This is a genomic window from Rhizobium sp. YAF28, assembly GCF_052113285.1.
Taxonomy (GTDB): domain Bacteria; phylum Pseudomonadota; class Alphaproteobacteria; order Rhizobiales; family Rhizobiaceae; genus Rhizobium.
The window spans coordinates 1-23,072 of record NZ_JBFRCX010000014.1 but is presented as its reverse complement, the minus strand read 5'-3'; the positions used below and the strand labels follow the sequence as shown (position 1 = coordinate 23,072).

Annotated in this window: 18 protein-coding genes and 1 pseudogene; 8 read left to right on the top strand and 11 right to left on the bottom strand. The window is 58.1% G+C overall.

From position 1 onward, the window contains the following. Positions 1–6: 6 nt before the first annotated feature. Positions 7–1,035, bottom strand: a complete 1,029-nt coding sequence (locus AB4Z13_RS27190; RefSeq protein ID WP_439016968.1) for a LacI family DNA-binding transcriptional regulator — start codon at positions 1,033–1,035, stop codon at positions 7–9. 159 nt (positions 1,036–1,194) lie between these two features. Here AB4Z13_RS27190 and AB4Z13_RS27185 point away from each other — a divergent pair, with 159 nt between their 5' ends. After that, complete coding sequence (locus AB4Z13_RS27185) at positions 1,195–2,481, top strand: ABC transporter substrate-binding protein (RefSeq protein ID WP_439016967.1); 1,287 nt, start codon at positions 1,195–1,197, stop codon at positions 2,479–2,481. A gap of 64 nt (positions 2,482–2,545) precedes the next feature. Here the strand turns inward: AB4Z13_RS27185 and AB4Z13_RS27180 are convergent, their stop codons facing one another. From AB4Z13_RS27180 to AB4Z13_RS27160, 5 genes and pseudogenes are all read right to left on the bottom strand, one after another. Further along, positions 2,546–3,520: a glycoside hydrolase family 26 protein gene (locus AB4Z13_RS27180; RefSeq protein WP_442207320.1), complete on the bottom strand. Its 975-nt coding sequence runs from the start codon at positions 3,518–3,520 to the stop codon at positions 2,546–2,548. Between the two features lie 7 nt (positions 3,521–3,527). Next, positions 3,528–4,050, bottom strand: a pseudogene (locus AB4Z13_RS27175) (DUF995 domain-containing protein); the annotation flags it as partial. A 10-nt stretch (positions 4,051–4,060) separates the two neighbouring features. Beyond that, on the bottom strand, positions 4,061–5,944 hold the full coding sequence (locus AB4Z13_RS27170; RefSeq protein ID WP_439016965.1) for a glycosyltransferase family 2 protein: 1,884 nt from the start codon (positions 5,942–5,944) through the stop codon (positions 4,061–4,063). After that, complete coding sequence (gene galE, locus AB4Z13_RS27165) at positions 5,941–6,924, bottom strand: UDP-glucose 4-epimerase GalE (protein WP_439016964.1); 984 nt, start codon at positions 6,922–6,924, stop codon at positions 5,941–5,943. The genes AB4Z13_RS27170 and galE overlap by 4 nt, the downstream gene beginning before the upstream one ends. A gap of 1 nt (position 6,925) precedes the next feature. Further along, positions 6,926–7,945 (bottom strand): UDP-glucuronic acid decarboxylase family protein, encoded by a 1,020-nt coding sequence (locus AB4Z13_RS27160; protein ID WP_439016963.1) that lies wholly within the window; start codon positions 7,943–7,945, stop codon positions 6,926–6,928. 376 nt (positions 7,946–8,321) lie between these two features. Between AB4Z13_RS27160 and AB4Z13_RS27155 the strand changes: the two genes are divergently transcribed. Continuing rightward, on the top strand, positions 8,322–8,642 hold the full coding sequence (locus AB4Z13_RS27155; RefSeq protein WP_439016962.1) for a hypothetical protein: 321 nt from the start codon (positions 8,322–8,324) through the stop codon (positions 8,640–8,642). A 4-nt stretch (positions 8,643–8,646) separates the two neighbouring features. Here AB4Z13_RS27155 and AB4Z13_RS27150 read toward each other — a convergent pair whose 3' ends face one another. Then, complete coding sequence (locus AB4Z13_RS27150; RefSeq protein WP_007818235.1) at positions 8,647–9,429, bottom strand: helix-turn-helix transcriptional regulator; 783 nt, start codon at positions 9,427–9,429, stop codon at positions 8,647–8,649. Positions 9,430–10,302: 873 nt separating this feature from the next. On the opposite strand from AB4Z13_RS27150, the gene AB4Z13_RS27145 reads away from it, so the two are divergent. The 6 genes from AB4Z13_RS27145 (at position 10,303) to AB4Z13_RS27120 (ending at position 19,498) form a co-directional block, all read left to right on the top strand. Continuing rightward, a complete protein-coding gene (locus AB4Z13_RS27145; protein WP_439016961.1) occupies positions 10,303–11,307 on the top strand; it encodes a fibrinogen-binding protein in 1,005 nt (334 codons plus the stop codon). Positions 11,308–11,443: 136 nt separating this feature from the next. Then, entirely contained in the window at positions 11,444–13,495 is a 2,052-nt protein-coding gene (locus AB4Z13_RS27140; RefSeq protein WP_439016960.1) for a hypothetical protein, read from the top strand. A gap of 25 nt (positions 13,496–13,520) precedes the next feature. After that, positions 13,521–15,791, top strand: coding sequence for a type I secretion system permease/ATPase (locus AB4Z13_RS27135; protein ID WP_439016959.1), 2,271 nt, complete (start codon positions 13,521–13,523; stop codon positions 15,789–15,791). 5 nt (positions 15,792–15,796) lie between these two features. Next, a complete protein-coding gene (locus AB4Z13_RS27130) occupies positions 15,797–17,146 on the top strand; it encodes an HlyD family type I secretion periplasmic adaptor subunit (protein WP_439016958.1) in 1,350 nt (449 codons plus the stop codon). An 80-nt stretch (positions 17,147–17,226) separates the two neighbouring features. Continuing rightward, entirely contained in the window at positions 17,227–17,715 is a 489-nt protein-coding gene (locus AB4Z13_RS27125; RefSeq protein WP_439016957.1) for a hypothetical protein, read from the top strand. Positions 17,716–17,851: 136 nt separating this feature from the next. Continuing rightward, positions 17,852–19,498, top strand: a complete 1,647-nt coding sequence (locus tag AB4Z13_RS27120) for a GNAT family N-acetyltransferase (RefSeq protein ID WP_439016956.1) — start codon at positions 17,852–17,854, stop codon at positions 19,496–19,498. A gap of 76 nt (positions 19,499–19,574) precedes the next feature. On the opposite strand, the gene AB4Z13_RS27115 is transcribed toward AB4Z13_RS27120, so the two are convergent. The 4 genes from AB4Z13_RS27115 to AB4Z13_RS27100 are packed head-to-tail and all read right to left on the bottom strand — an operon-like array spanning position 19,575 to position 22,891. Beyond that, positions 19,575–20,351 carry an anti-sigma factor family protein gene (locus AB4Z13_RS27115; protein ID WP_439016955.1) on the bottom strand — a complete coding sequence of 259 codons (777 nt, stop codon included), beginning with the start codon at positions 20,349–20,351 and terminating at the stop codon, positions 19,575–19,577. Then, positions 20,348–20,875 (bottom strand): RNA polymerase sigma factor, encoded by a 528-nt coding sequence (locus AB4Z13_RS27110; protein ID WP_439016954.1) that lies wholly within the window; start codon positions 20,873–20,875, stop codon positions 20,348–20,350. The genes AB4Z13_RS27115 and AB4Z13_RS27110 overlap by 4 nt, the downstream gene beginning before the upstream one ends. A 60-nt stretch (positions 20,876–20,935) precedes the next feature. Then, entirely contained in the window at positions 20,936–22,393 is a 1,458-nt protein-coding gene (locus tag AB4Z13_RS27105; protein ID WP_439016953.1) for a YncE family protein, read from the bottom strand. A gap of 12 nt (positions 22,394–22,405) precedes the next feature. After that, positions 22,406–22,891, bottom strand: coding sequence for a DUF305 domain-containing protein (locus AB4Z13_RS27100; protein ID WP_439016952.1), 486 nt, complete (start codon positions 22,889–22,891; stop codon positions 22,406–22,408). Between the last annotated feature and the right edge of the window lie 181 nt (positions 22,892–23,072).

Sequence of the window (23,072 nt, the reverse complement as noted above, 5' to 3'; positions counted from 1 at the left end):
CATCACTCACAGCTTGTCGGTATCAGGAACAGTGCCTCCGGCAACGGGAACGACCGCCTGGCAGATATGGCGGGCGGGAGCGGTCCTGTCGCGGTAGCGGGAAATCAGAAGGGAGACGGCCTCGCGGCCAAGCGCCGCGCGGTCGACGCGCATGGTGGAAAGCCTGGGATTGGTCATGACGGCGCAGGGCAGGTCATCGAAGCCGACGATCGCGAAATCCTCGGGAACGCGAAGGCCTGCTTCGGTGACGGCTTCGAGCACGCCGACGGCAATGAAATCATTCATGCAGAAGGCCGCCGTATATCCGGGATCTTCCGCGAGCATCGCGACCGTGCGCTCATGCGCCTCGCGGCTGGCGCTGCCCTGGAAGGTGAGCGGAACGAGCCGGCCTTCGGCACCGGGAACCGCGGCAATCGCCGCCTCGAAGCCTCGCACACGTTCGCGGATCGTGTGGCGATGCGAGCCGGTGAGATGCAGGATACGTCGATGACCGGCTTTCGTGAGCCGGCTGGTCGCCTCGTAGGCGCCGAAGAAATTGGAGGGGGAGACGCCATCGAGGCGCAGGCGCGGATCCGTACCGTTGACGAGGACGGTCGGTGTTCCCGTCTCTTCCAGCCAGGCCCGCAACGTATCGCTTGGATCGATGCCGACGAGGAAAAGCCCTTCGGCTTGCGCCGTCTGCATATACTCGCCGACGACATCAGGCGTCGTGCGGTCTTCTCGCACGAGCAGCACTTCGAAAGGCATGCCGGCATCAGCGGCACCGGCGCGAAGGCCCTCAACGATCGATTCGTAGAATACGCTGAGGCCACCGGTTGCTCCGTCGCTGGCAATCAGGGCAAGCCCGCCCGGAACGCTTTCCGAAACAGTCTTCACCGGATAGCCATGTTCGGCAGCGACCTTCAAAATGTGCCGCCGCACGCTTTCGCTGATACCGGGCTCGTTGGCGAGCACCCGTGAGACCGTGGAAACGGAAACGCCAGCCAGATTGGCAATATCGGCCTGGCGCGGCCTTTTGATCTTGGTCTCGTTCATTTTGATCTCATTCATATGGCAAAGATTATGCAAATTATGCAAATTTGCAAGAGAATCATAAATTCTTGCAAAGAGAAATTTTTTGCGTACTCTAACCTTCGGAACGCCTGGAAAGACCATTGGAGGATGGCACCGGGCATCGGACACAGGAGGAAATCAATGCAGGTCAATCGCCGTTCATTCTTGATGGGAACCGCGGGTGCCGCGGCCGGCCTTGCCTTTGGCGCCGGCAGCTCGATCCCCGCATTTGCCGAGGACGCTTCGCTTCGCGCCATGTGGTGGGGTTCCAACGACCGCGCCAAGCGCACGCTGGATGTTGCCAAGCTCTATCAGTCGAAGACACCGGGTGTCACTATTGTCGGCGAGTCGCTTTCGGGCGACGGCTACTGGACGAAGCTGGCCACGCAAATGGCGGGCCGCGCGATCGCCGACGTCTTCCAGCTCGAGCCGGGTACAATCTCCGACTATTCCAAGCGCGGTGCCTGCCTGCCGCTCGATGAATTCGTGCCTTCGACGCTCAAGGTCGACAACTTCGGCGCAGACATGCTGAAACTGACCACGGTTGACGGCAAGCTCTATGGTGTTGGCCTCGGCCTCAATTCCTTCGCGATGTTCTTCGACACCGTCGAATTCGAAAAGGCGGGTATTCCGCTACCGACGCCCGATCTCACCTGGGATGAGTATGCCAAGCTCGCCGTGGAACTCGGCAAAGCCTCCGGCAAGGGTGGCGGCCCCTATGCGGCGCGCTACAATTATGTCTTCGACGCCTGGCTGCGCCAGCGCGGCAAGAGCGTCTTCGCCAAGGAGAGCGTCGGCCTCGGTTTCACGGTCGACGATGCCAAGGAATGGTTCGACTACTGGGAAAAGCTGCGCAAGGCAGGCGGCACCGTCGCCGCCGACGTTCAGACGCTGGACCAGAACACCATCGACACCAACTGCCTCGGCCTTGGCAAATCAGTGATCGGCATGGCCTACTCCAACCAGATGGTCGGCTACCAGCTCATCATCAAGAACAAGCTCGGCATCACCATGCTGCCGCGCGAGAAGAAGGGCGGCCCGTCAGGCCATTATTATCGCCCGGCACTGATCTGGAGCGTGGGTGCCACGACCAAGCAGGGCGAAGCCGCCGCAAAGTTCATCAGTTTCTTCGTCAACGATCCGGAAGCGGGCAAGATTCTCGGTGTGGAACGTGGCGTGCCGATGTCGCCGGCGGTTCGCGAAGCTATCCTGCCACAGCTCAACCCGACGGAGCAGGAAACAGTCAAGTACGTCAATCTGCTCAAGGATCAGGTCGGCGAATATCCGCGGCCGGTACCGATGGGCGCAACCGAATTCGACCAGCGTGTTCTTCGTCCGACCTGCGACGAGCTCGCCTTCGAGCGCATCTCGGTAGCCGATGCCGCAACCAAGCTTGTCGAAATCGGCAAGGGCACCCTCAAGGGTTAATCATACTCGGTCTGAACAGGCAAAAGCCCGCCACCAGCGGGCCTTTCTCATTGGCGATATCGGCTCAGTTGCTGGCGTCGTCAATGACCCGCCAGTCGGGCCGCCCGAGATTGAACGGCCAGGCGTGCACGTCGCGGTCATTGAAGTAAACGACCTCCTGAAGCTCGGGAAAATCGCTCTGCTTCATCGTCGCAGTCTCCATCCACGGCTTGATGTAGGCATCGCTCCCCTCATAGCCGAGTTCGGCCACCCAGATGGGTTTGCCGTATTGGGCGACAAGGTCGTAACCTGGCTTCAATGCCTCGGTGAAGGTTCGCGGGCCGTTGTGAGCGATTTTATCGTAGGGTTCCAAGCCGAAAACGGACAGGCCTACGAAATCGACATAGGTGTCGCCGGGGTAGTAGGCATTAAGGCCGGGCTTTCCCTTCGGCGACCACATGAGTTTCGTGCCGGGCGCCTCCTGCCGCACGATATCCATCATGCGCCTGTAGGCGGTTATATATTCAGGAGGATTCCAGCCGGACCACGAAAAGCGGCCGGAGTCGTCTTCCATTTCCTGTCCCCAGCGGACGATGACAGGGCTTTTCAACTGGGCGATCATCCTGGCAATTGCCCGCATATTCGCATCGTAGTCGCCGTGAAACAGCTTCCAGCGAAGTTCATCTGACGTCAGCCGCCAGTCCACATCCCACGACCAGGGTTCCACCGTGATCAGCAGGTTGCGGCCTCTCGCCAGCGCATAGGCATCCGCCACACGCAGCGTTTCGAGATCGACGTCTTCCCATGGAAGAAAGAGGTGCTCTGTCGTCACGCTCTGCTGTGCGCCGAAATCGCCATGCGGGTCGTAGGCACCAAACTTGATGCCATCGGCATGAATTGCGGGCCGCTTGTCGGTGATCGTCTTGTCGGTGATCGTCTGGGCACCCGCATTCATGACGGCGGTGGTGTTCTGCGCCTCGCTTCGGTGCGACAGGTCGGCAACGCCGAGCAGAAGCATCGCGATTGTTGCCGTCGAGATTCTCTTCGCCAGGGTTTTCATAGTCTTTTCCTCCCCTTCGGCTATTTATTGGTTGCGAGAACCTGTTTCAGCTCTTTGGCTTTCAGGCTCACCGTGTCTGGCGGGACCAGCTTCCGGAACTCATCGTCGGCTTTCGTGGAAGCATGCCGGAACACGTACCAGTCCCCGCTCGGCTGACGCCGCTGATAGATCGTGTTGCCGATCCTGCGGTGGCCGAAGCAGGTACTGGCACGTGCCGCCCCCTCATTATTGGTCCAGGTTGCGCGCATGCACATCTGACCGAGATCATCGACGACCCAGCGGCCCTCTGCGAAAGATTGTTTGCCGCCATTGTCGACCCAGGCGACGAAATGCCTGCCCTCGCCAATGAAACGGCCGCCACCCGTATCCCAGGTCCAGGTCTTGTCGGCGTAGATCACGTAGAGTTCGCCGGCATTCAGTGGCGTCGGTATCGGTGCTTTCGTCTTTTCTGCTGCGAGTGCACCCGTCGGGAGGATGAGGCAGAGGCACAGAGCCAGCGCTCCTCCCGTCGATCGTATTGTCATTCTCATTTTATCCTCCTCACGCATTTCTGCTCTCCCCAACATCCCTTCGTTCACGGCCGGCTTCGGCAAAGCCGTGCCATTTGAGACGGAATTTCACGATCCTGGTCTTGCCGCCGCCGAGCCCTGCACCCGCCACAGCAAATTGCGACTGGGTAAAGGTGACGAAGGGCTGGCCGTGCGAAAGCGCCTCCATGGCAGCTAGCCCGTGGTTGCCGAGTTGCACCCCGCCGACCAGGCAGGCGACGAGACCGGCGGCGGCGGCAAACCGCAGGCCGTATACTTGCGGCAAAAGGGACTGACCGTTCTCCGCGGTGTGACGGACGACAACCAGGATTATGAGCGATACATAAATCAACAAGTTGATCGCCGCGAAGATCTGGAAGCCACGCGCACCATCGCCATCGGCAGCAAAAACCATGGCCGCAGCACAAATGCCCAATAGTGCGATGTACGGTGCCATTATCCGCGCCGGCAGTTTGCGCTGCCCCTGATCACCCTTCGGAGTGATGCGGAAATCCACGAAAGAACCGGTCACGTGATCGCGTGCGGCAGCGAGGGTGCCGGCAAGCGACCAAGGCCAGCGCAGCAGGATGAAGACTACCCCTTCCCAGCCGAAGAGCCTTGCATCGTATGGCCTGAATGTGCCTGACGCGCGCCAGAAGATGGCGAATACCGTCAGCACGATCGAAAGCGGCAGAGAATGCAGCAGGAATGCCGGATAGGTGACGTTGACGAAGACATGGCCGGTGAGCAGGGCTGCGACCGGCAGCAGGAACATCACCGCCATGAAAGTCGAAAACAGCGGATACCAGAGCTGCGAAAACAGGAACTGGAACTTCAACTTCAGCGGCAGCCGGGCGACATGCCGGCGAGAATGCTGCAAGAGGATGGTGACCAGGCTGCGCGACCACTGGAACTCCTGTACCACCAGATCGGCAAAGGTCGCCGGCCCGTCGCCATGGGCGATGGCATTGACCGCATGGACCCCGCGCCAGCCGCCGGCATTCATCATCAGCGTGGTCGAATGATCTTCCGCGAGCTCGGGACCGAGCCCGCCGATCTTCCTCAAGGCCGCTGTGCGAACGGCATAGTGCGAGCCGATGCAGAGCGGCGCCCAGCCATTATTGTATCCCGCCTGCAGCGAACCATGCAGGCTCGCTTCGGCATAGAGCCTGCCGCGGGCGGCCCAGCTTTCGGCAGCATTGGCATCGCAGATGCTGGGTGCCGAGACATAGCCGACTTCGGGATCGGAGAAGGGGCGCAGGACCTCGCGAAGATAAGTCGGCGTCGGCACATGATCGGCATCGAACTGGGCGACGAAATCATAGCGCTCATAGCCGAAGTGATCATAGAAATAGGCGAGATTGCCTTCCTTGCAGCGCGTGCGGCGCGGCCAGACGGGACGGTGATATTCGCTGACGCCCTTGCGGGTTGAGATCAAGACGCCATGCTGCCCGCACCATCTCTTGGCCTCATCGGACGGATCTTCATCGGCGAGCCATACATCGAACTCGACACCCTTCTGATCGAGCATCGCAAGAAGCGTCTTGCGCACGACGTCGAAAGGTTCGGACGGCGCCTTGGTGACCACCATGGCGACGCGGCCCTTCGGCAGGTCGGCGGATGAGCTGACCTGCCTTGCATCCAGAAAAATCAGGATGAAATAGGCCGGTATCAGGGTGACCCAGGCGAGGATGACGGTGACGAGCAGGAATGCCGGCCATGAAACGACGTGAGTGGGCTCAGCCCACCAGAGCCAGAAGTAAGCGAGTGCTGCCAGCCAGCAGGCGATGCCAAGACCATAGGCGGCTCGATTCCAGCCGGTAAAGACGGGCTCGAACATCTCGGGTTTGGCGGCAGAAGACTGATGTACGCGGTCGATTTCGACACTGGTGCTCATGCGATCACTTCCAGTCCGAAAGTCGGGCCGGCCGTGCGGATGATCGTATCGATATCGGAAAGCGCCGGCATGAAGTCCAGCTCAAGGCGAGCCCTTTTCGTATCGGCGAAAAGCGCAGGCGGATCACCCGCACGGCGGGGCTGACAGCGGATCGGCACCCTGTGACCGGTCTTTCGTTTGACGGCATTAAGGATCTCGCCGACCGACGTGCCACGGCCGGAGCCCAGATTGAGGCTCAGGGAATTGCCGCCAACCAGAAGATGGCGAACGGCGGCAAGATGCGCCTGGGCAAGATCGCTGACATGGATGTAATCCCTGACGCAGGTGCCGTCTTCCGTCGAATAGTCGGTACCGAAAATATCGAGGCTCTCGATCCGGCCGCTTGCGGCGAGAAGAGCGCGCGGGATCAGATGGGTTTCGGGATAGTGCCGCTCGGCAAGCTGGCCTTCCGGATCGGCGCCGGCCGCATTGAAGTAACGGAGCGCGGCGAAGCGGATACCATAGGCGGCCGCATAATCCTCCAGTGCCATTTCGAAGATCAGCTTGGTCCTGCCATAAGGATTGACCGGCTGTTGCGGCGTCTTCTCGCAGATCGGCAGCATCTCGGGAATGCCGTAGGTCGCGCAGCTGCTGGAGAAGACGATCCTATCGATGCCGCAATCGAGACAGGCGTCCAGCAGCGACAAGCTGCCGATGACATTGTTGCGATAATAGATGCTCGGCTTTTCGACGGATTCACCGACATAGGCGTTGGCACCGCAATGGATGACACAATCCGGCGAGTACTCGGCCATGACATGCCGCAACCTTGCGCCATCGGCGATATCCGCCTGGATCAGCGGCCCCCACCGGACGCTGTCGATATGTCCGGTGGAAAGATTATCATAGGTGACCGGAACCATGCCGGCACGCGCAAGCGCCTTGCAGATGTGGCTGCCGATGAAGCCGGCGCCACCCGTAACCAGGATGTAGCGGGGCATCTCATACGGCCTCCACCACTTCCTTGCGGGCAAGCAGCGCATCGAAATAGGCTATCGTACGCTTCAGCCCGGTCTTCAGCTCCGTCGTCGGCCACCAGTTCAGCTCTTCTCTGGCTCTGGAAATATCCGGACGGCGCTGCTGCGGATCGTCTGCCACGGCCGGCAGATAAATGATGCGCGAGCGCGAATTGGTCAGATCAATGACGATTTCCGCCAGATCCCGCACAGTGATCTCCGCCGGATTGCCGAGATTGATCGGACCGACGCAGTGTTCGCCGGCATCGGCGAAACGCAGGAAACCACCGACGAGATCGTCGACATAGCAGAAGGAGCGGGTCTGCCGGCCATCACCGTAGATCGTTATGTCGGTGTTGGAGAGCGCCTGGACGATGAAGTTGGATACGACGCGTCCATCATCAAGGCGCATACGCGGGCCATAGGTATTGAAGATCCGGCCAACCTTTATATCGACCCCATACTTGCGGTGATAATCGAAAAACAAGGTCTCGGCTGACCGCTTGCCCTCGTCGTAGCAGCCGCGCGGGCCGATCGGATTGACATTGCCGAAATAGGTTTCGCGCTGCGGATTCTCGTGCGGATCCCCATAGACTTCCGAAGTCGAGGATTGGACGACCGTTGCGCCGCTGCGGCGGGCTGCATCGAGCGTATTGACGGCTCCAAGCACATTGGTCAGCAAGGTGCCGACGGGATCACGCTGATAGTCCGGCGGCGAGGCTGGCGAAGCAAAGTTGAAGATGACGGAAGCCTCGACGTCATAAGGCTGGCGCACGTCATGTTCCAAAAGCCGAAAACGGGCATTCTGCAGCAGATGCTCGATATTGACGTGGCGGCCAGTGTAGAAATTGTCGAGACAGATGACCTGATGGCCGCGCTCGAGAAGTCGCTCGCAAAGATGGGAACCCAGGAAACCGGCGCCTCCGTTGACCAGCACGGTTTTTGACTGCTGGCGTGGCGATGCGAATGCAGATCCTGAATATCCTTCGGTGGGAATACTACGCACTACAAATTCCTTCCCATGTCGTGTGGTCTTCATAGACCCTTCTATACTTTAGGCTCCCTCTTGATCCGCCTCGATAACTTCAACGCGAAGTGGTATCTATGAAATAACCGGCTCGGTTATTCTTCAGATAATTGTACCTATGCTCAAAATGATAAGAGGATATCAGTGAAGGTCAACTTCAAAACACGGGAGCAATTCTAAATAGCTATAGTATTAAACTTCGGAATTTGCTTGATTAATCCCTCTCAATGACTATCGTGCCATGCTTTCTGTCCGGCCGCTCCAGCTTCAGTCAATGAAGCCAATATAAGGAGTGGCCAGCCACTGGTGTGCGAGGGCGCGTCGCTATTGCCCTGATGATAGAGAGGGTTTTTTAATGACGACTCATGATCGCATACATGGCAGAGCGCCATGCAGCTTCAGCTCCCTAGCTTTGGCTGCGACGATCGTTCTCTCGGCCATCGGACCGATCTCATGTGCGGTCGTCGATACCGCGATCGTGGGAAGCACGGAGAAGAATGTCGTTGTGGCAAGCGTGCCACATACCGCGAAGGACTTCGCCTATGCTGCCGAACCGAAGACCGCTTCGGCTAAAGTGAGCGCCGCGGTCTATCCCGGTTCCGCGCCTTACATCTGTTCGCCGAGCGGTTTCGGCCAGAAATCACGCTGCTTTGCCCGCTCGTCCCGGATGGATTGATGGCCTAGTGCGGCCACCTGCCAGAGAGATCGCCACTGTCCGACGTATCGTTGAAGAAACGTGAGGCCGCTTCAGTGCGATTTCTCACATTCATCTTCTTATAGATATTGCGGACGTGAACCTTCACCGTGTTTTCGGACAGGTGAAGCTTGTCGGCGATGATCTTGTTCTGCGTGCCCTTACAGATGAGGTCGAGAATCTGTACCTCGCGCGTGGTCAGAGCCGCCATGCTGTTGCGGCGAAGCTTCAGCGCATTGGCGCGCGCTGCGTCGACGGACTTCGTCTGGTACAGCGAGGGCTCGAGCTGCGCCGTTGCCCGGTTGGACAGACGACCCAGAAGCGCGGATGGAAAATGTTCGCCGCCCTTCATCAGCAGATCGATTGCCGCCATGAAGACATCCAGACGCAGATTGAGCGGCAGGACGCCATCGACGACACGCGCCTCGACAAGACGGCTGATATAGGGCTCCATCATATCGATAGCTTCGACGACAAGGCCGATGGATGCGTCCGGACGGTTTTCACGAACGACCTGCAGCGCATCGTGCAACTCGGCGCCGGCGACATGATAGAACAGGACAAGCCGCATGTCGTGAATATCCTTCTCGGATATGGACTGCGCGCTCGATACGCTTACGACATCAAAATTCGGGAATTTCTTTGCCAGTGCCTCAACCATGCACTCGGAGAACAAGTCCGCCTTGGCGATTACCAGGACTGTTTCTCCATTCGGGCTCAGTCTTCTTGCCTGATCCGAATCTCCTACTTCCGACCCAACCATGAACATATACGCCTCCCCTAGCGCTACACTATACTCAAACTCGGAGCTTCTACTCCCATTGGCGCGATGGCGGGTATTACATGCCGACGAACATTGCCCCTAGGCATGTGGCCGCCTTATCTTTTAGGCATTTCTTAATTATGGTAATATGGATTTCAAAGGAAAGAAATGGCCCAAATGGGTTAGTTGTCACAAAGTTATATTTATTTTTTGCCACTTTATGGTTGCATTTCCGACAAGAAACATACTAGTGGGCGGTATTTCAACTAGATCACGGTATAAAGCAGCATGTATTAGTTCGAGACATACAAAACCAACGTGGTAATGGGCAGACGATATTTCAAAATAAGACGGAGAACCTTTCGAACTTAACTTAGCGATATCGCAATCAGTCGAACCCTCCGAATTCCGAGGCACGGGACACGGTCCCGAATTCGCACACAGCCTTCTCCGAGCCCGCGATCCGGTATTGGCTTAACTGGAGTATTGAGCTGGACTTCAGATGCCTTAGCCCGAATTGATATCTATCGGGACCCAGTTTTTTCCATCAATCTGTAAGGGTTGCCAAAGTGGCGACATGAAAATCAAGTATCAGCATGTGTTTTTGATACTTGGTCTTCTTTCGAGGGAACTCAAAAAGAAGTTCGACTGCCTTGCTCGCGCTCATATCGAGTCCGGGACCGGATTTGTGCGTCTTTGTACTGAATAGGCACAATCCCAATACAGAATTTGGCCAACAAATCGCGATGAAGCTGCAGGTGAAAAGGTATCGAGTCCATCTGCCGATGTTAACACATTGGAGCAAGCGCGAGCAAAGATCCCATTTGAGATGAGAGGGACTTCGAAAGCTGCTCCAGTTTTTTTTCTGGAGGAAACGTAATGCCTTATGATCCGAAGCCCGGTCCACAGGGCTCAGACGACGACACCGTCAAGGTGGGCGCCCTGGCCGATGGCCTTTCCAGCGCTATCAATTCAACCGAAATCGATGATGATTCCACAGGTTACGTCGGCGGCATCGCCAATGGTGACAATCGCAACAACACCGACAACAGCACGGACGTTGACGTCAAGGCTAACGTCGATCTCGACGTGAAGACCGACAACGGCGACAACCGCGACAACGACTACGACTGGAGCTACAAGTCGGACGACGACACGAACACCAAGACGACCACCATCAACGATAATGACACAACCACCACCACGAAGTCGGACTACGACTGGAGCTATGACGCCAAGTCGTACAGCGACGACGACGTTGACATCAAGACGATCACCGATAACGACACGACCACCAAGACGGATATCGACACCGACATCAAGACGGTCACGGATACCGACACCAAGACGACCACCAACAGCCACAATACGAGCGACAGCTTCAACAAGACGGACACGGACTTCGCCGTTATTGATGATGTCAAGGACTTCGGGAACCTCGGCGTAGCCGGCCACGACCTCACCTTCGACATCGGGGATGACTTCTCCTTCACCCTCAATATCGACAATATCCTCAACGGTTCACTGTCCGGCGAAGGCGCCGACTCAGTCTTCAGCACTGTCCAGGCAAACCATCTCGCAGACCAGGATCAGGCCTGGAACATCACGATGGAGAACGGCGGCGCTCAGAACCACCTGAGTGCGAATGCCGGCACAGCGCACGGTGCTGACGGCATGGATATGGACAGCAAGGGCTGGGATCTCAAGGCAGGTGACGACGTCACAGGCACTTCCACGGCAGATGCTTCGGCAATTCTTGCCAATTCGGGCTTCCATATGGAGCTCGTTCAGGGCGCGAACATGCTCAGCAACGCTGTGGACTCCAGTGTCATCGGCGGCAACTCACATGTTTCCGATGTCGGCGAAGATACAAGTGGGCACTAACCTCCAAGACAAGAAAGGGCTGCACCGGCTTCGGCCGGTGCAGTTTGAATGCTTGCGTGCGAATTGACGAACAGCGCGGCTCCCGCAGAAGGATGTCGCATGGCCGGTCGTCTCTTCGATAAGGGAGGCCAAGGCAATGCAAATCGAGAAATTCTCAGAAATCATCGCCCATTTCATCGGCATATTCGAAACGACGACCGATGAGATGAGGCTGCGTGCGGGGCTGACGGAGGGTACAGGCCCTGCCGAAAATAATCCGGCGCTTGACGATCTGGTCGCCAATACGCCCGCCTTCGCCTCCGATCTCGCGCTCCAGGACTACGATCCTGATGTCAACTACAGAAGCGTCAGCTATGAGATCGTTTATGGAGGCGCCCGCCGCTTCGGCCGCCCCTTTGAGGAAAGCATCGAAAAGCTCTCCGAGATTGCCCACCGCGATGTGTCGTCGCTGCCCCGGTTCGGCAGTCCACAGGACATCGATATCGAAACCGAAGAAGAGCTGCAGGTTTTCGACGGCCCGGGCTCGGTGATCCGCTTCACCACACAGGTCAACATTCTCTACGACGACGATTATCTCGATATGACCGGTGGCAATCATGCCCCGCGCGATACGAGTTTCGTAGTTGAGAAACTGGCTGAATTCAGCGCCAAGGCCGAGATTTTCTCTCCCTTTTCCGACCTGCATCGGACCGACACCCTGGAGGGGGTCAAGCAGATCGCCGGGGATATGGAAACCTACATCCAGGGAGTAAGGGATTCCGGCCAGACATCGATCGGAACGGGCGAGCCGCCGGCAGACAATCCAAACGATCAGGCACATGATTTCGTGCTGGCGGGTGACGAGATCACCGGAGCCTATATGAACGGCAAGCACGTTTCCGAAATTCCGGCGCTCGACGACCTGCTGCCGGATCGGGGGATTGCCAAACTGCCTGAAGAACCCGACGAAACCCAGACATCCGTCGAACAGCATGACCCGGCTGGAAACAGCCTGGAGGTCACCGCGGGCGCAAACCTCGTCGCCAACATTGCCTCCGTCGTCAACACGGCAGTGATCTCTTCCGTGACGGCCGTCATGGGCGACTATCACCAGGTCGATGCGATCACCCAGGTCTATGTCTACAGCGACAATGACAGCATCGCCTCGGTATTCCATTCCTCTGCCGATGCAGCCGGCGTCACCGCCTACAATATTGCAAGCTTCGAACGGGACAGTTTCCAATCAACACAACCGCAGACGACGGTCGATGCACATGGCGACCCCATCTTTCCGATGGCCTGGCGTGTCAGCGTTATCGAGGGCGACGTCTCCTTCGTGAGCTGGATCGAACAGTATCATTTCGTGACCGACAACGACACCATGACCGTCATGACGAGCGGGTCGGAAGCGACGGTTCTGACGGGCGGAAATACGACGCTGAATTTCTCGTCCTTCTTCCAAATGGGCCTGCAGTACGACCTGGTGATCGTCGGCGGAAATGTCTACGATATCAATAGCATCACGCAGATTTCGCTTCTCTACGACAACGACTGGGCCCGCGCCGAAGACGGTATAGACGATGGTGCCACCATCCAATCCGGCAACAATCTCATCTGGAATCTTGCGGCGATCCACAATGTTGGAACCAACGACCGCTTCGAGACCATGCCCGACTATATGCACGAGGCAGAGAAGGGAATCCAGGAGCGTGATCCGACAATGCCCGAGGGCTTGTCCACCGATTCCAATTTCCAGGGCTATGTCGGCGTGAATGTTCTCTACATCACAGGCAATCTCTACGACATGACGATCATCAAGCAGGTCGCGGTGCTCGGAGATTCCGACGACGTGACCCAGGCCGCAGCCGAGCTTCTGAAGAACAACCAGGACGCCGTGATCACGATCGATACGGGCAGCAACACCGTCGCCAATATCGCTGAAATCGTCGATTACGACAGCTTCGGCAACACCACCTATGTTGCCGGTCAGCTCTATTCCGACGCCATTCTCATCCAGGGCGGGATCATAGAACACGATGCCACCCAGCCCGAAACGGCAGGCGAAAGGCTTGCCAATGAAGTCATCGCCTTTCTCGATGACGATAGCCCCCAAGGCGCGGACAGCGGCGATGGCATCATCAACGGCGGGCATGATCTTTCATGGTCCTCTGCTCACCCCTCGGATGTAATGCAAGCCGTGGTCGCGTGACCTGCGTATCTTGGGAGAGACCGCGATGAATCAGATTTCAAAACAGATTTTTGCAAATGGCAGCGCGATCGATCTGCGTGGCGAAAAGCCATCCTCTACGGCGGCAAATCCTCAGGATTTTCTGACGGAGGCCTGCGTTTCGGCGATCGACGATGCGGTGGACCATCTTCGCCAGCTGACGCGCAAAGTGTCTTCCTATCCCCATGAAGTCGAGGCTGTCGCTGAAGAGAAGGTGGATGACGTGCAAACCGTGATGCCGACCGAACAACCTACAAGGCAGCTTTCCGGCCATGACATACCCGTCGTCAATGTCGTGGAGCCGGAAACAAAGCCGCAGCCGGCTGAAGAACTGATGGCGGCGCCCGTCATCGAGGCCCGGCGGATGCCCGGTGAAACCGACGAGCTCAAGGCCAAGCCGGATATTCCCTTTGCCAAGACGATCGATGGCGACACCGGTCCGGTGAAGGAAAATGAGCGCCGCCTGCGCACAGGCGACGGCGGCGGGGGCGGCAAGGAACCGGATTTCGGCGGCGGGGGCGGCGGGGGCGGCGGCGGAAACAGCGGCTTCCACAAGCGCAGCGAGCCGGTGAATTTCGCTTTGAGCCTTGCGCGAGGCATCGCGGTTATCAGGCGCAATCTCGCCATCGTGATGGTCTTCACGATCGCGATCAACGTGCTCCTGCTGGCGATCCCGCTCTACCTCTTCCAGATTTCCGACCGTGTCCTGACCAGCCGCTCCATTGACACGTTGGTGATGCTTTCCATCGTGGTGGTGGGCGCTGTCCTCTTACAGGCCTTCCTGGATTCTGTCCGGCGCTTCATCCTGATGCGGACTGCCGTGGAACTGGAAGTCCAGCTGGGCGCACCGATCCTCAGTGCGGCCGCTCGCGCCTCGCTGCATGGGAGCGGCAAGGATTACCAGATCCTGCAGGACCTTCAGTCCCTCCGCAGCTTTTTGACTTCAGGAACGCTGATTGCTTTCCTTGACGCGCCGCTGATGCCGCTCTTCGTGATCGTCGTCTACCTGGTGCATCCGCATCTCGGCATCATCATTATGGTCTGCTGCGCGGTGCTGTTTGTGATCGCTTTCCTGAACCAGAAGTTCACGGCCAAACAGTTCGCCGAATCCAACAGCTATCTCAGCCGCGCGAATTTCCATCTCGATTCCATGTCGCGGAATTCGCAGATCATCAACGCGCTCGCGATGATCCCCGAAGCGGTGAAGATGTGGGGCCGGGAAACCGCCGGCTCGCTGAAATCCCACGTCCAGGCGCAGGACCGCAACATCATCTTCACCGGCATTTCCAAGGCCTGCCGCATGATCACGCAGGTCGGGCTTCTCGGCTGGGGCGCGCATCTGTCGTTGTCCGGAGAGCTGACGGGCGGTATGGTCATCGCAGCCTCGATCATTTCCGGCCGTGCGCTGGCGCCGATTGAAGGAGCAATCGAAGGCTGGCATCAGTTCAACCGATCGGCCGCAGCCTATGGCCGCATCAAGAACCTGCTGCTGACCTCGCCGCTCAACTTTCCGCGGCTGCGCCTTCCCAATCCGGAAGGCAGGCTCGATGTGGAGCGGATCCTCTTCGTTCCGCCGCCGCAGAAGAAGGTGATCCTGAACGGCATCTCCTTCTCTCTGAGGAAAGGTGAATCGCTGGCGATCATCGGCAATTCCGGTTCCGGCAAGACGACACTCGGCAAAATGCTGGTGGGCTCGATCCTGCCGACCTCCGGCAATGTGCGCCTCGACCTCATGGATCTTCGCAATTGGGACCAGCGGCAGTTCGGCGAAAGCATCGGCTATCTGCCGCAGGATGTGCAGCTCTTCCCAGGCACCATCAAGGCCAATATCTGCCGCATGCGCGATGACGTCGAAGACCGGCAGATCTATGAGGCCGCCGTCCTTGCCGACGTGCATGAGCTGATCGCCAGTTTCCCACAGGGCTATGAGACCGTCGTCGCGTCCGATGGCGCGCCGCTTTCGGGTGGCCAGAAGCAGCGCATCGCACTGGCGCGCGCCTTCTTCGGTGATCCCAAATTCGTCGTGCTCGACGAGCCCAATTCCAATCTCGACACCCAGGGCGAAGCCGCGCTCGCAAAAGCGCTGATCCATGCCAAGAAACAGGGAATCACGACAGTTACGATCACTCAACGCCCTGCGCTTCTGCAGTGCGTAGACAAGATCATGGTGCTCAAGGACGGCACGGTCGCCATGTTCGGCGAGCGAATGGAAGTCCTGCAGGCAATATCCAAGGGCAATGGCCGAGCTGGCCAACAGTCACCGCGTATCGAAGGATAAAGGCCATGGGAAAGAAGAAGCAGGAATCGACCGGCCCGGTGCAGCTCGAGTGGTATGGCGACGTGCCGCGCTCCATCCGTTTGCACAGCTTTGTCGGCCTGGCGGTCCTTTTCTGCTCGTTCGGCGGCTTCGGATATTGGGGGGCAACCGCGCCACTTGCCTCCGCCATCATCGCCCAGGGCAGCTTCGTGGCGACCGGCAACAACAAGGTCGTCCAACACCTTGAAGGCGGCATCATCAAGGAAATGCTCGTCAGCGAAGGCGAAAGCGTCAAGGAGGGCGACGTCCTGGTGACCCTCGACCAAACAGCCGCCCTGACCAACGAGCGAATGCTGACGCTGAGGCGGCTGCGTCTGGAAGCAGTTGTTGGACGCCTGAGGGCCGAAGCACAGGGATCGCGTGAGTTCAAGCTTCCTGACATCGTCATGGCAGAGGCGAGTGACCCCGATATCAACGCCATCATCCAGAGCCAGAACATCGTCTTCCGAAGCAAGCAGGTCAAACTCGAGGAGCAGCTCAACCTTATCGAAAAGAACATCAAGTCGCTGGAATACCGCTTCGAAGGTTACAAGGGCCAGCGAGAGTCCTTCGAACGGCAACTGGCGCTGCTCTCGGATGAGCGGGACTCCAAGGAACGGCTCGTCAAGGTCGGCTATATGCGCAGGACCGACCTTCTGGCCATCGAGCGCGCCATTGCCGATGCGATGGGCGATATTTCGCGCCTGAACGGAGAGCTCAACGAGAGCGAGGCGGAAATCGCCAAATTCCGTCAGGAAGCGGTCATCGCCGTCAACTCCAACAAGCAGGCAGCGCTTGACGCCCTGGAGACCGCCGAATCCGACCTCGACAGCGTGCGTCAACAGCTGCACGAAGCTGCTGGCGTTCTGGAGCGTACGGTCATCCGTTCGCCAGTGACTGGTACGGTTGTGCGCTCCTACTACCACACCGCCGGCGGCGTCATCACCACCGGAAAACCGATCATGGAAATTCTGCCGGCCCACGTGCCGCTGATCTTGGAGGCGCAGGTATTGCGTACCTCCATCGATCAGCTTCACGAAGGGCAGACGGCGGCAATCCGCCTGACTGCCCTCAACAGGCGCACCACGCCGGTTTTGGAAGGCAAGGTCTTCTATGTTTCGGCCGACTCCATTGAGGAAAATGCCGGCCTGTCCGTGAAGGACGTGTACATCGTGCGCGTACAGATCCCGGACTCGGAAATTGCCCGCGTTCACAACTTCCATCCGGTTCCCGGCATGCCTGCTGAAGTGCTGATCCAGAGTTCGGAGCGCACGTTCTTCGAATATCTGAGCAAGCCGATCGCCGACAGCATGTCACGCGCGTTCAAGGAGCGTTAAGCGCAGAAATGGTCGAAGCATTTATCGAAATAATCTGATATAGTTCATGTATTATTAGAGTTGAACCGAAGGAATTCAGCATGCCGGCCATGTCAGATGTCTTATTGAATGTTGGTCGGTTAAACTATGTCTGGACGAATACAGAAAGCCTGCTGATCTATATTATCGCCCACCTTCTCAAGGTGGAGAAGGAGGCGGCGATCGTGGTCTTCCTGACGCTTAATACGACACGCGCGCGCATAGATCTCGTCGAGCGTCTCGCAAAGCTTCCTTCGACGTCGGCTGCGGACCGCAAAGCCGTTCTTTCAGCCATGTCGCGCCTGAAGAAGGAATCGAAGATGCGCAACAAATACAATCACTGCATCTATTCCTTCGACGAGAAGGGTGAAATCTCCAGCACGCAACTCATGCGCCTGGTCGAGGACGATAAGGAAATCCGCTACGGAAAGATCGAACAGATGGATGACCGGGAATTGGAGCTTCTGGAAAAATCGATTGGCGAGATCGTCAATATCAGCAAGGCACTCTGGGCTTTCATCCATGCAAGTCCACGGATTGTCGCGCTCTAGTATTGTCGGCCGAGAACGGCTGCTTTGGGCTAATCCGATTTCGTCTCAGGGAATCACCCGGACGGTTTATTTGAAGATCGATGTTTCCCATTAGACTGGAATTTCCCGAATTAGGTATGGAGTATTGGGAGGGGGCATGCGCATCGATGTCATTGATACCATCGCCGGTTTTGACGCCGTTCGCGACAATTGGGATCAGGTCTATCGGGATGATCCAGACGCCCAACATTTCCTCTCCTGGGCATGGCTCAGAGACTTTCTTGGGCACCGCGGCCGCTGGTTCGTGCTGGCGCTGCGCGAGCGGGAGCCGAATGCTCCCTATGTCGCCTTTTTGCCGCTGAGATTGCTCACGAAACTCGATGAGCAGTGTGGGCTTTTCTACGATGAAATCGTCATGGGTGGGAATTATTCGGCTGACTATACCGGCCTCATCATCATGCCCGGTTACGAGCAAAAAGCCATCACCGGCTTTACCGCTTATCTCAAACAGCAGAACTGGACTCATCTCAGGCTGGAGCATTTCAGCGGGCCGCCGGAGCGGCGGGAGAAGATGATCCTGGCGCTGCAGGGGCCGCTCGTCATGTTTCGCGACAACGCGCCCACCAGCCATGACAATATCGACAATACGATCTGCCCGGTCGTCTCGTTGCCTGCAAGCTGGGACGACTATCTGGAGCAGAAGATGAGCAGTCAGACGCGCCAGAAGCTGCGCCGCTTTCTGCGCAAGCTCGATGGCGACGAAGGTTACCGGATCACGATGGCAACGCCTGAGACCATTGACCGCGACCTCACCATTCTCTTTGACTTCTGGCGCACGCGATGGACGGAGCGCAAAGGACCGGAGCGGACGGAGCGGCTCATCAATTCTACCCGCGAAATGCTGATGGACTGCTTCAAGAGCGGCACGCTCGACGTCCCGGTCTTCTGGTTCGGCGAGCAGCCGCTCGGCGCCCTCGCCAATATCATCGACCAACCGAAAAAGACGATCCTTTTCTATATCACCGGTCGTGACGAGAACTGGAAAACTCCGTCTCCCGGTCTGGTTCTGCATGGATACTGCATCCGCCGGGCGATCGAAGACGGCTTCCGGTTCTATGATTTCCTGCGTGGAAACGAATCTTACAAATATGTTTTCGGCGCTGACGAGCGGCGGATCAGCTACACGCTCTTCAGGACCCGCGACGGACGCAATCTCGGCGGCGTTCTGCATCCTCGCAGCATCAAATATGTCTACGAGCAGGCACTCGAAATGTATCGAAAGGGTGAGAAGGGAAAAGCCGAGATCGTCTTCGCCCAGGTTCTGCAATCCTCGCCGGGCCATGTGGGTGCCGAATTTGGCCTCGCCAACCTGCTCTTCGACCGAGGAAAGCTGACCGAAGCCCTTGCCGCCTATCAGTCGCTGCTGGAGCGCACCGCCGAGCCGCTGCCGATTGCACTTCGCCTTGGAGATACGCAATTGGCGCTGAAACTCTATGAGGATGCAGCCGTAACTTTCCGTCGCATCGGCGAGCAGGCGCCCCATGTGGTGCAGGCCCGCTACAAGGAAGGTATCGCCCTCATCGCAACACGCCGCCTTACGCAAGCCGAGACGGTCCTCGCGGCGATCCAGGATATCCATACCGACGATCCGGCTGCCATTCCCTATACCGAGCTTGCTTGCGTGGCGCTTGAGCGTCTACGCCAGCATAATGCGGCATTGGCAGCCGACGAACAGATTCCTGAAGGCATGATGGGATTGCCTGGAAGGCGCGGCGGCGAGAAACGCCGCCCCCGCATGCACTAAAGTCTTTGTTTTCCGCATGTGGTTACCGCAAAATCGCTGCACACTTTCACGCGACATGCTTGAGGCGTGACAGGGCTCAGGCACCGGTTTCGGTCTGGTGCCTGATATCATCGGCGAGCGGATGCAAGGTATCGGCCGGCAGGGCGCCGACGAGGCTGTACCCCATGCCGCCGGACGCCCAGCTCCAGCCCTCAACATTGCCCCGCGCATGCTGCGCCATGGGTTTGTTCTGATCGGCGAGCATTGGCCGCGTCAGCATGACGAGACGCGTTCCCCGATCATCATCATACATCAGCATCAATCCGGCACCATGCGACGTCGAGATCATCCTGCCGCCCATCAGACGATAGCCCGACTTGGAAAGATCCGGCAGCACCGGCTTGCGGCCCATGCGCTCCGTTGCCCAGTCGACGAGTTCGGCCATATTGTCGGCACGGAGCTCGACCGGCCTCACCCTGTCGGGCGCGTAAGTGGCGAAGCTGTTGGCAGCTTCATCAGCCAGCGCTACCATGCCCTCGTTTGGCTGCCGGTACATGCCATGCAGCATCCAGCCACCGGAACCGCCGGCGACGAGAAGAACGACTGCGGCGGCCGCGATACGCCAGAAGGGCAGCCGGCCTTGCTTGGGCACCTCCAGCAGGTGGCTCAGGTTCAGCCGGCTCGGGATTGGCTCTTCCGCGACAGAGTTGAGCGCAGCCCGCAAATCAAGCCGCTGCCTGCCATAGCTGTCGATTCGCGCAGCGATTTCGGGATGGGTTTCAAGATAGACGGAAACTTCGGCTTCACGCGCCTCGTCCAGTGCACCGTCCACAAAACCGTGAAGATCATCCTCGGTGATCGGTTTTACGCTCATTTTATTCTCCGAAGATGGGCGGCTGGCCCCTGTGTTGCCTGCCCCGAGTTCTCCAATATCTGCCGTAGCCGCTCACGCGCCCGCGACAGGCGCGACATGACGGTGCCGATCGGGATAGCCAGAACTTCCGCTGTCTGCGAATAGGACAGATCCTCGACCGATACCAGCAGCAGGACGCTGCGCTGCTCCTCAGGAAGTTTCTCCAGCGCTTGAATGATATCGCGACGCAGCAGATTATCTTCCTGCGTCGGTTGCCGGGCAAAGGCACTTTCATCCACCTTCTCGAAGGGCAGATGTTCGCCACGGCGTGCGTTCTGCTTCAACCGGTTGACCGCGAGATTGTGGAGGATAGCGAAAATCCAGGTGCGCGGATCTTCGTTTCGGCGATGATGCCAATGGGCAATAACCCGCTCCAGGCAATCCTGAACGAGATCGTCGGCTGCCGTTGCATCCTTGAGCAATCCGCGGGCGTACCGGCGAAGCGCCGGGATCATCGGTTCGACAAGCTGCAGAATGTCACTCATGAGGCTTACCTTCAGGAGCTTCCGCCCGCCACCCTATCACAGGCGGCGGGCGGAAGAGATCTACTTCGCTTCGATCTGGACGACTTCGCCGGACCCTTTATCTCCCGCCGCGGCAATGACGAGATAGCGGCGCTCGGCCTTCTCGCTGCTCTGGACGATCTGCCGGATGGGGCCAACGGCATTGACGATCGCCGAACCGGCCGGGTTTGTCATGAATGACGCCAAGGGTTGAAGATCGCCAGAACCGTCAGCCCGCGTGGAGAGTGCGAGGGTATAGGGTTTCTTGGCCTCCAGGCCGGTCACGGATGCCTGCAGCACCTGTGACAAACCTTGGTCGAAAAGAGAAATACTCGTTGGTGCAGCGCCATCCTGCTTTGTCTTCGGTGCGTGCAGGGTAAGATGCGCTACCTGGCCGGCGATGCCGAGCGGCTGGAGATTCCGCATGCCATCGCCCTCAGGGACTGCATCGGGGACATAATTGACAGCCTGCGGCGCCTGGCCGATCGGTATCGTCGCGATTACCTTGTTTGTCAGTGTGTCGATTGCTGCAAGCGCATCGGCATTTTCGAGACCCACATAGACGCGCGTGCCATCGCCTGATGGCCAGACGCCGTGTGGAAGATTGCCGACAGGAATTGCCGCGACCTGTTGGAAGTTATCCGTGCGATAGACCTTCACCTGATTGAGTCCGCCGACGGAAACATAGGCAAAGTCGCCATTGGCATTGTGAACGATGTTGACATGATTGGTGATCGGCCCGGTATCGATCGTCTTTATGAGATCAAAGGGTGCTTCGGCGTTGAAGACTTGTGTCTTGCCGGTATCCTTCAGGGTGAACCAGACCTGTTTGCCGTCAGGCGTTGCCGCAATATTGGGGCAGAAAGGGCTTTCCTGCTTGATGTGGCCGACGATCTGGTGATCGGCGACGGAAACGACTACGGTCTCAGGGTTGAACGAGGAGCAGATGTAACCGTACCTGCCGTCCGGCGAGAAGATCTGCATGCCCGGACCAGCCGGCACCTTGATCTGCATCTTCTCCTCATAGGTATGCGCATCGATGACGGAGATGTAATCCTCTCCGCGAACGGTGACCCAGACTTCGTTGCCATCGGGTGTAAAGAATGCCTCATGCGGCGAGCGGCCCACATAGGTGGTGTGCTTTACCGTATTCGTGGCCGTGTCGATGAAAGTCACCGAATTCGAGCCGATCGAAACGACGGCCAGCGTTTTGTGGTCCGGCGAAAAACCCATGCCATGGACCAGGACCTGCCCCCGATAGAGCGGGCTCAGATTGCCCGGCTGCGGATCGCCGAGACGGATGACGCCGAGCAGTTTGTTTGTGGAAGGATCAGTGACTGAAACCGTATTGGAGAACTGTTCTGCAGCATAGACGCGATCCCTGCTGCTGATCGGGATATCCGGATCGGAGGCCGCACCCGGCGCCTGGCCGGCGAAGCTCACTGAGGGCACCAGCATCGTGCCGGCAAGAAGGCTGAGGGCAAGAAGGCTAGACTTCATGACAGGGTCCTTTCAGTTGCCCATTTTCATATTCGGATCCATATCCGGCATCATCGACATGCCGGCGCCGGAGAGGACGGGGTTTTGCGGGGAAACTTGAGTTGGCGCCGGATCCGAAGGCGGAAGAGGATCGCCGAGAGCCAGCCGCATCGCAGCAATTTCCTGCTGCTGATCGACGATGATTTCCTGGGCAATGCGCTTGAGTTGCTCATTGCTACCGTAGCGCAGGTAGGTCTGCGCCATATCGATCGCCCCTTGATGATGAGGGATCATCATCTCGACGAAATCCCTGTTGACGTCGCCCGTCGGCCTGACCGCCATGTCGTTCATCATCTTCGCCATGGCGGCGTCATTTTCCGACAGAAACGGGGTCTCGTCGGTAATCGCGGAGGAGCTGCGTTCATGCGATGCTGAATCGTCCGCAAACGCGGAAACGGACAAGATCACCAAGATCGATGCCGCCAACGGAAGGGATCTTTTTCGGGGAAAGATATTCATGCGGGCTCCTTGTTTTGCAGAGCAGTTTCATGAACGTTGACAACGGCGCTGCCGATTTATTCCGGCTAGCTGTGGTTTTTCCGAGGATCAGATAAATTCCGGCGTTGTGGCGGGCTGCGGTGGCTGGAGACGATGGGCGTCGCCGCTTCTCGCAACAATAAAACAACCCGCTTTGCGGCGG

Coding starts and splice junctions, on each gene's coding strand:
- AB4Z13_RS27190 (WP_439016968.1), bottom strand. CDS start 1,035: ATGAACGAGACCAAGATCAAAAGGCCGCGCCAGGCCGATATTGCCAAT.
- AB4Z13_RS27185 (WP_439016967.1), top strand. CDS start 1,195: ATGCAGGTCAATCGCCGTTCATTCTTGATGGGAACCGCGGGTGCCGCG.
- AB4Z13_RS27180 (WP_442207320.1), bottom strand. CDS start 3,520: ATGAAAACCCTGGCGAAGAGAATCTCGACGGCAACAATCGCGATGCTT.
- AB4Z13_RS27170 (WP_439016965.1), bottom strand. CDS start 5,944: ATGAGCACCAGTGTCGAAATCGACCGCGTACATCAGTCTTCTGCCGCC.
- galE (WP_439016964.1), bottom strand. CDS start 6,924: ATGCCCCGCTACATCCTGGTTACGGGTGGCGCCGGCTTCATCGGCAGC.
- AB4Z13_RS27155 (WP_439016962.1), top strand. CDS start 8,322: ATGACGACTCATGATCGCATACATGGCAGAGCGCCATGCAGCTTCAGC.
- AB4Z13_RS27150 (WP_007818235.1), bottom strand. CDS start 9,429: ATGTTCATGGTTGGGTCGGAAGTAGGAGATTCGGATCAGGCAAGAAGA.
- AB4Z13_RS27145 (WP_439016961.1), top strand. CDS start 10,303: ATGCCTTATGATCCGAAGCCCGGTCCACAGGGCTCAGACGACGACACC.
- AB4Z13_RS27140 (WP_439016960.1), top strand. CDS start 11,444: ATGCAAATCGAGAAATTCTCAGAAATCATCGCCCATTTCATCGGCATA.
- AB4Z13_RS27135 (WP_439016959.1), top strand. CDS start 13,521: ATGAATCAGATTTCAAAACAGATTTTTGCAAATGGCAGCGCGATCGAT.
- AB4Z13_RS27130 (WP_439016958.1), top strand. CDS start 15,797: ATGGGAAAGAAGAAGCAGGAATCGACCGGCCCGGTGCAGCTCGAGTGG.
- AB4Z13_RS27125 (WP_439016957.1), top strand. CDS start 17,227: ATGCCGGCCATGTCAGATGTCTTATTGAATGTTGGTCGGTTAAACTAT.
- AB4Z13_RS27120 (WP_439016956.1), top strand. CDS start 17,852: ATGCGCATCGATGTCATTGATACCATCGCCGGTTTTGACGCCGTTCGC.
- AB4Z13_RS27115 (WP_439016955.1), bottom strand. CDS start 20,351: ATGAGCGTAAAACCGATCACCGAGGATGATCTTCACGGTTTTGTGGAC.
- AB4Z13_RS27110 (WP_439016954.1), bottom strand. CDS start 20,875: ATGAGTGACATTCTGCAGCTTGTCGAACCGATGATCCCGGCGCTTCGC.
- AB4Z13_RS27105 (WP_439016953.1), bottom strand. CDS start 22,393: ATGAAGTCTAGCCTTCTTGCCCTCAGCCTTCTTGCCGGCACGATGCTG.
- AB4Z13_RS27100 (WP_439016952.1), bottom strand. CDS start 22,891: ATGAATATCTTTCCCCGAAAAAGATCCCTTCCGTTGGCGGCATCGATC.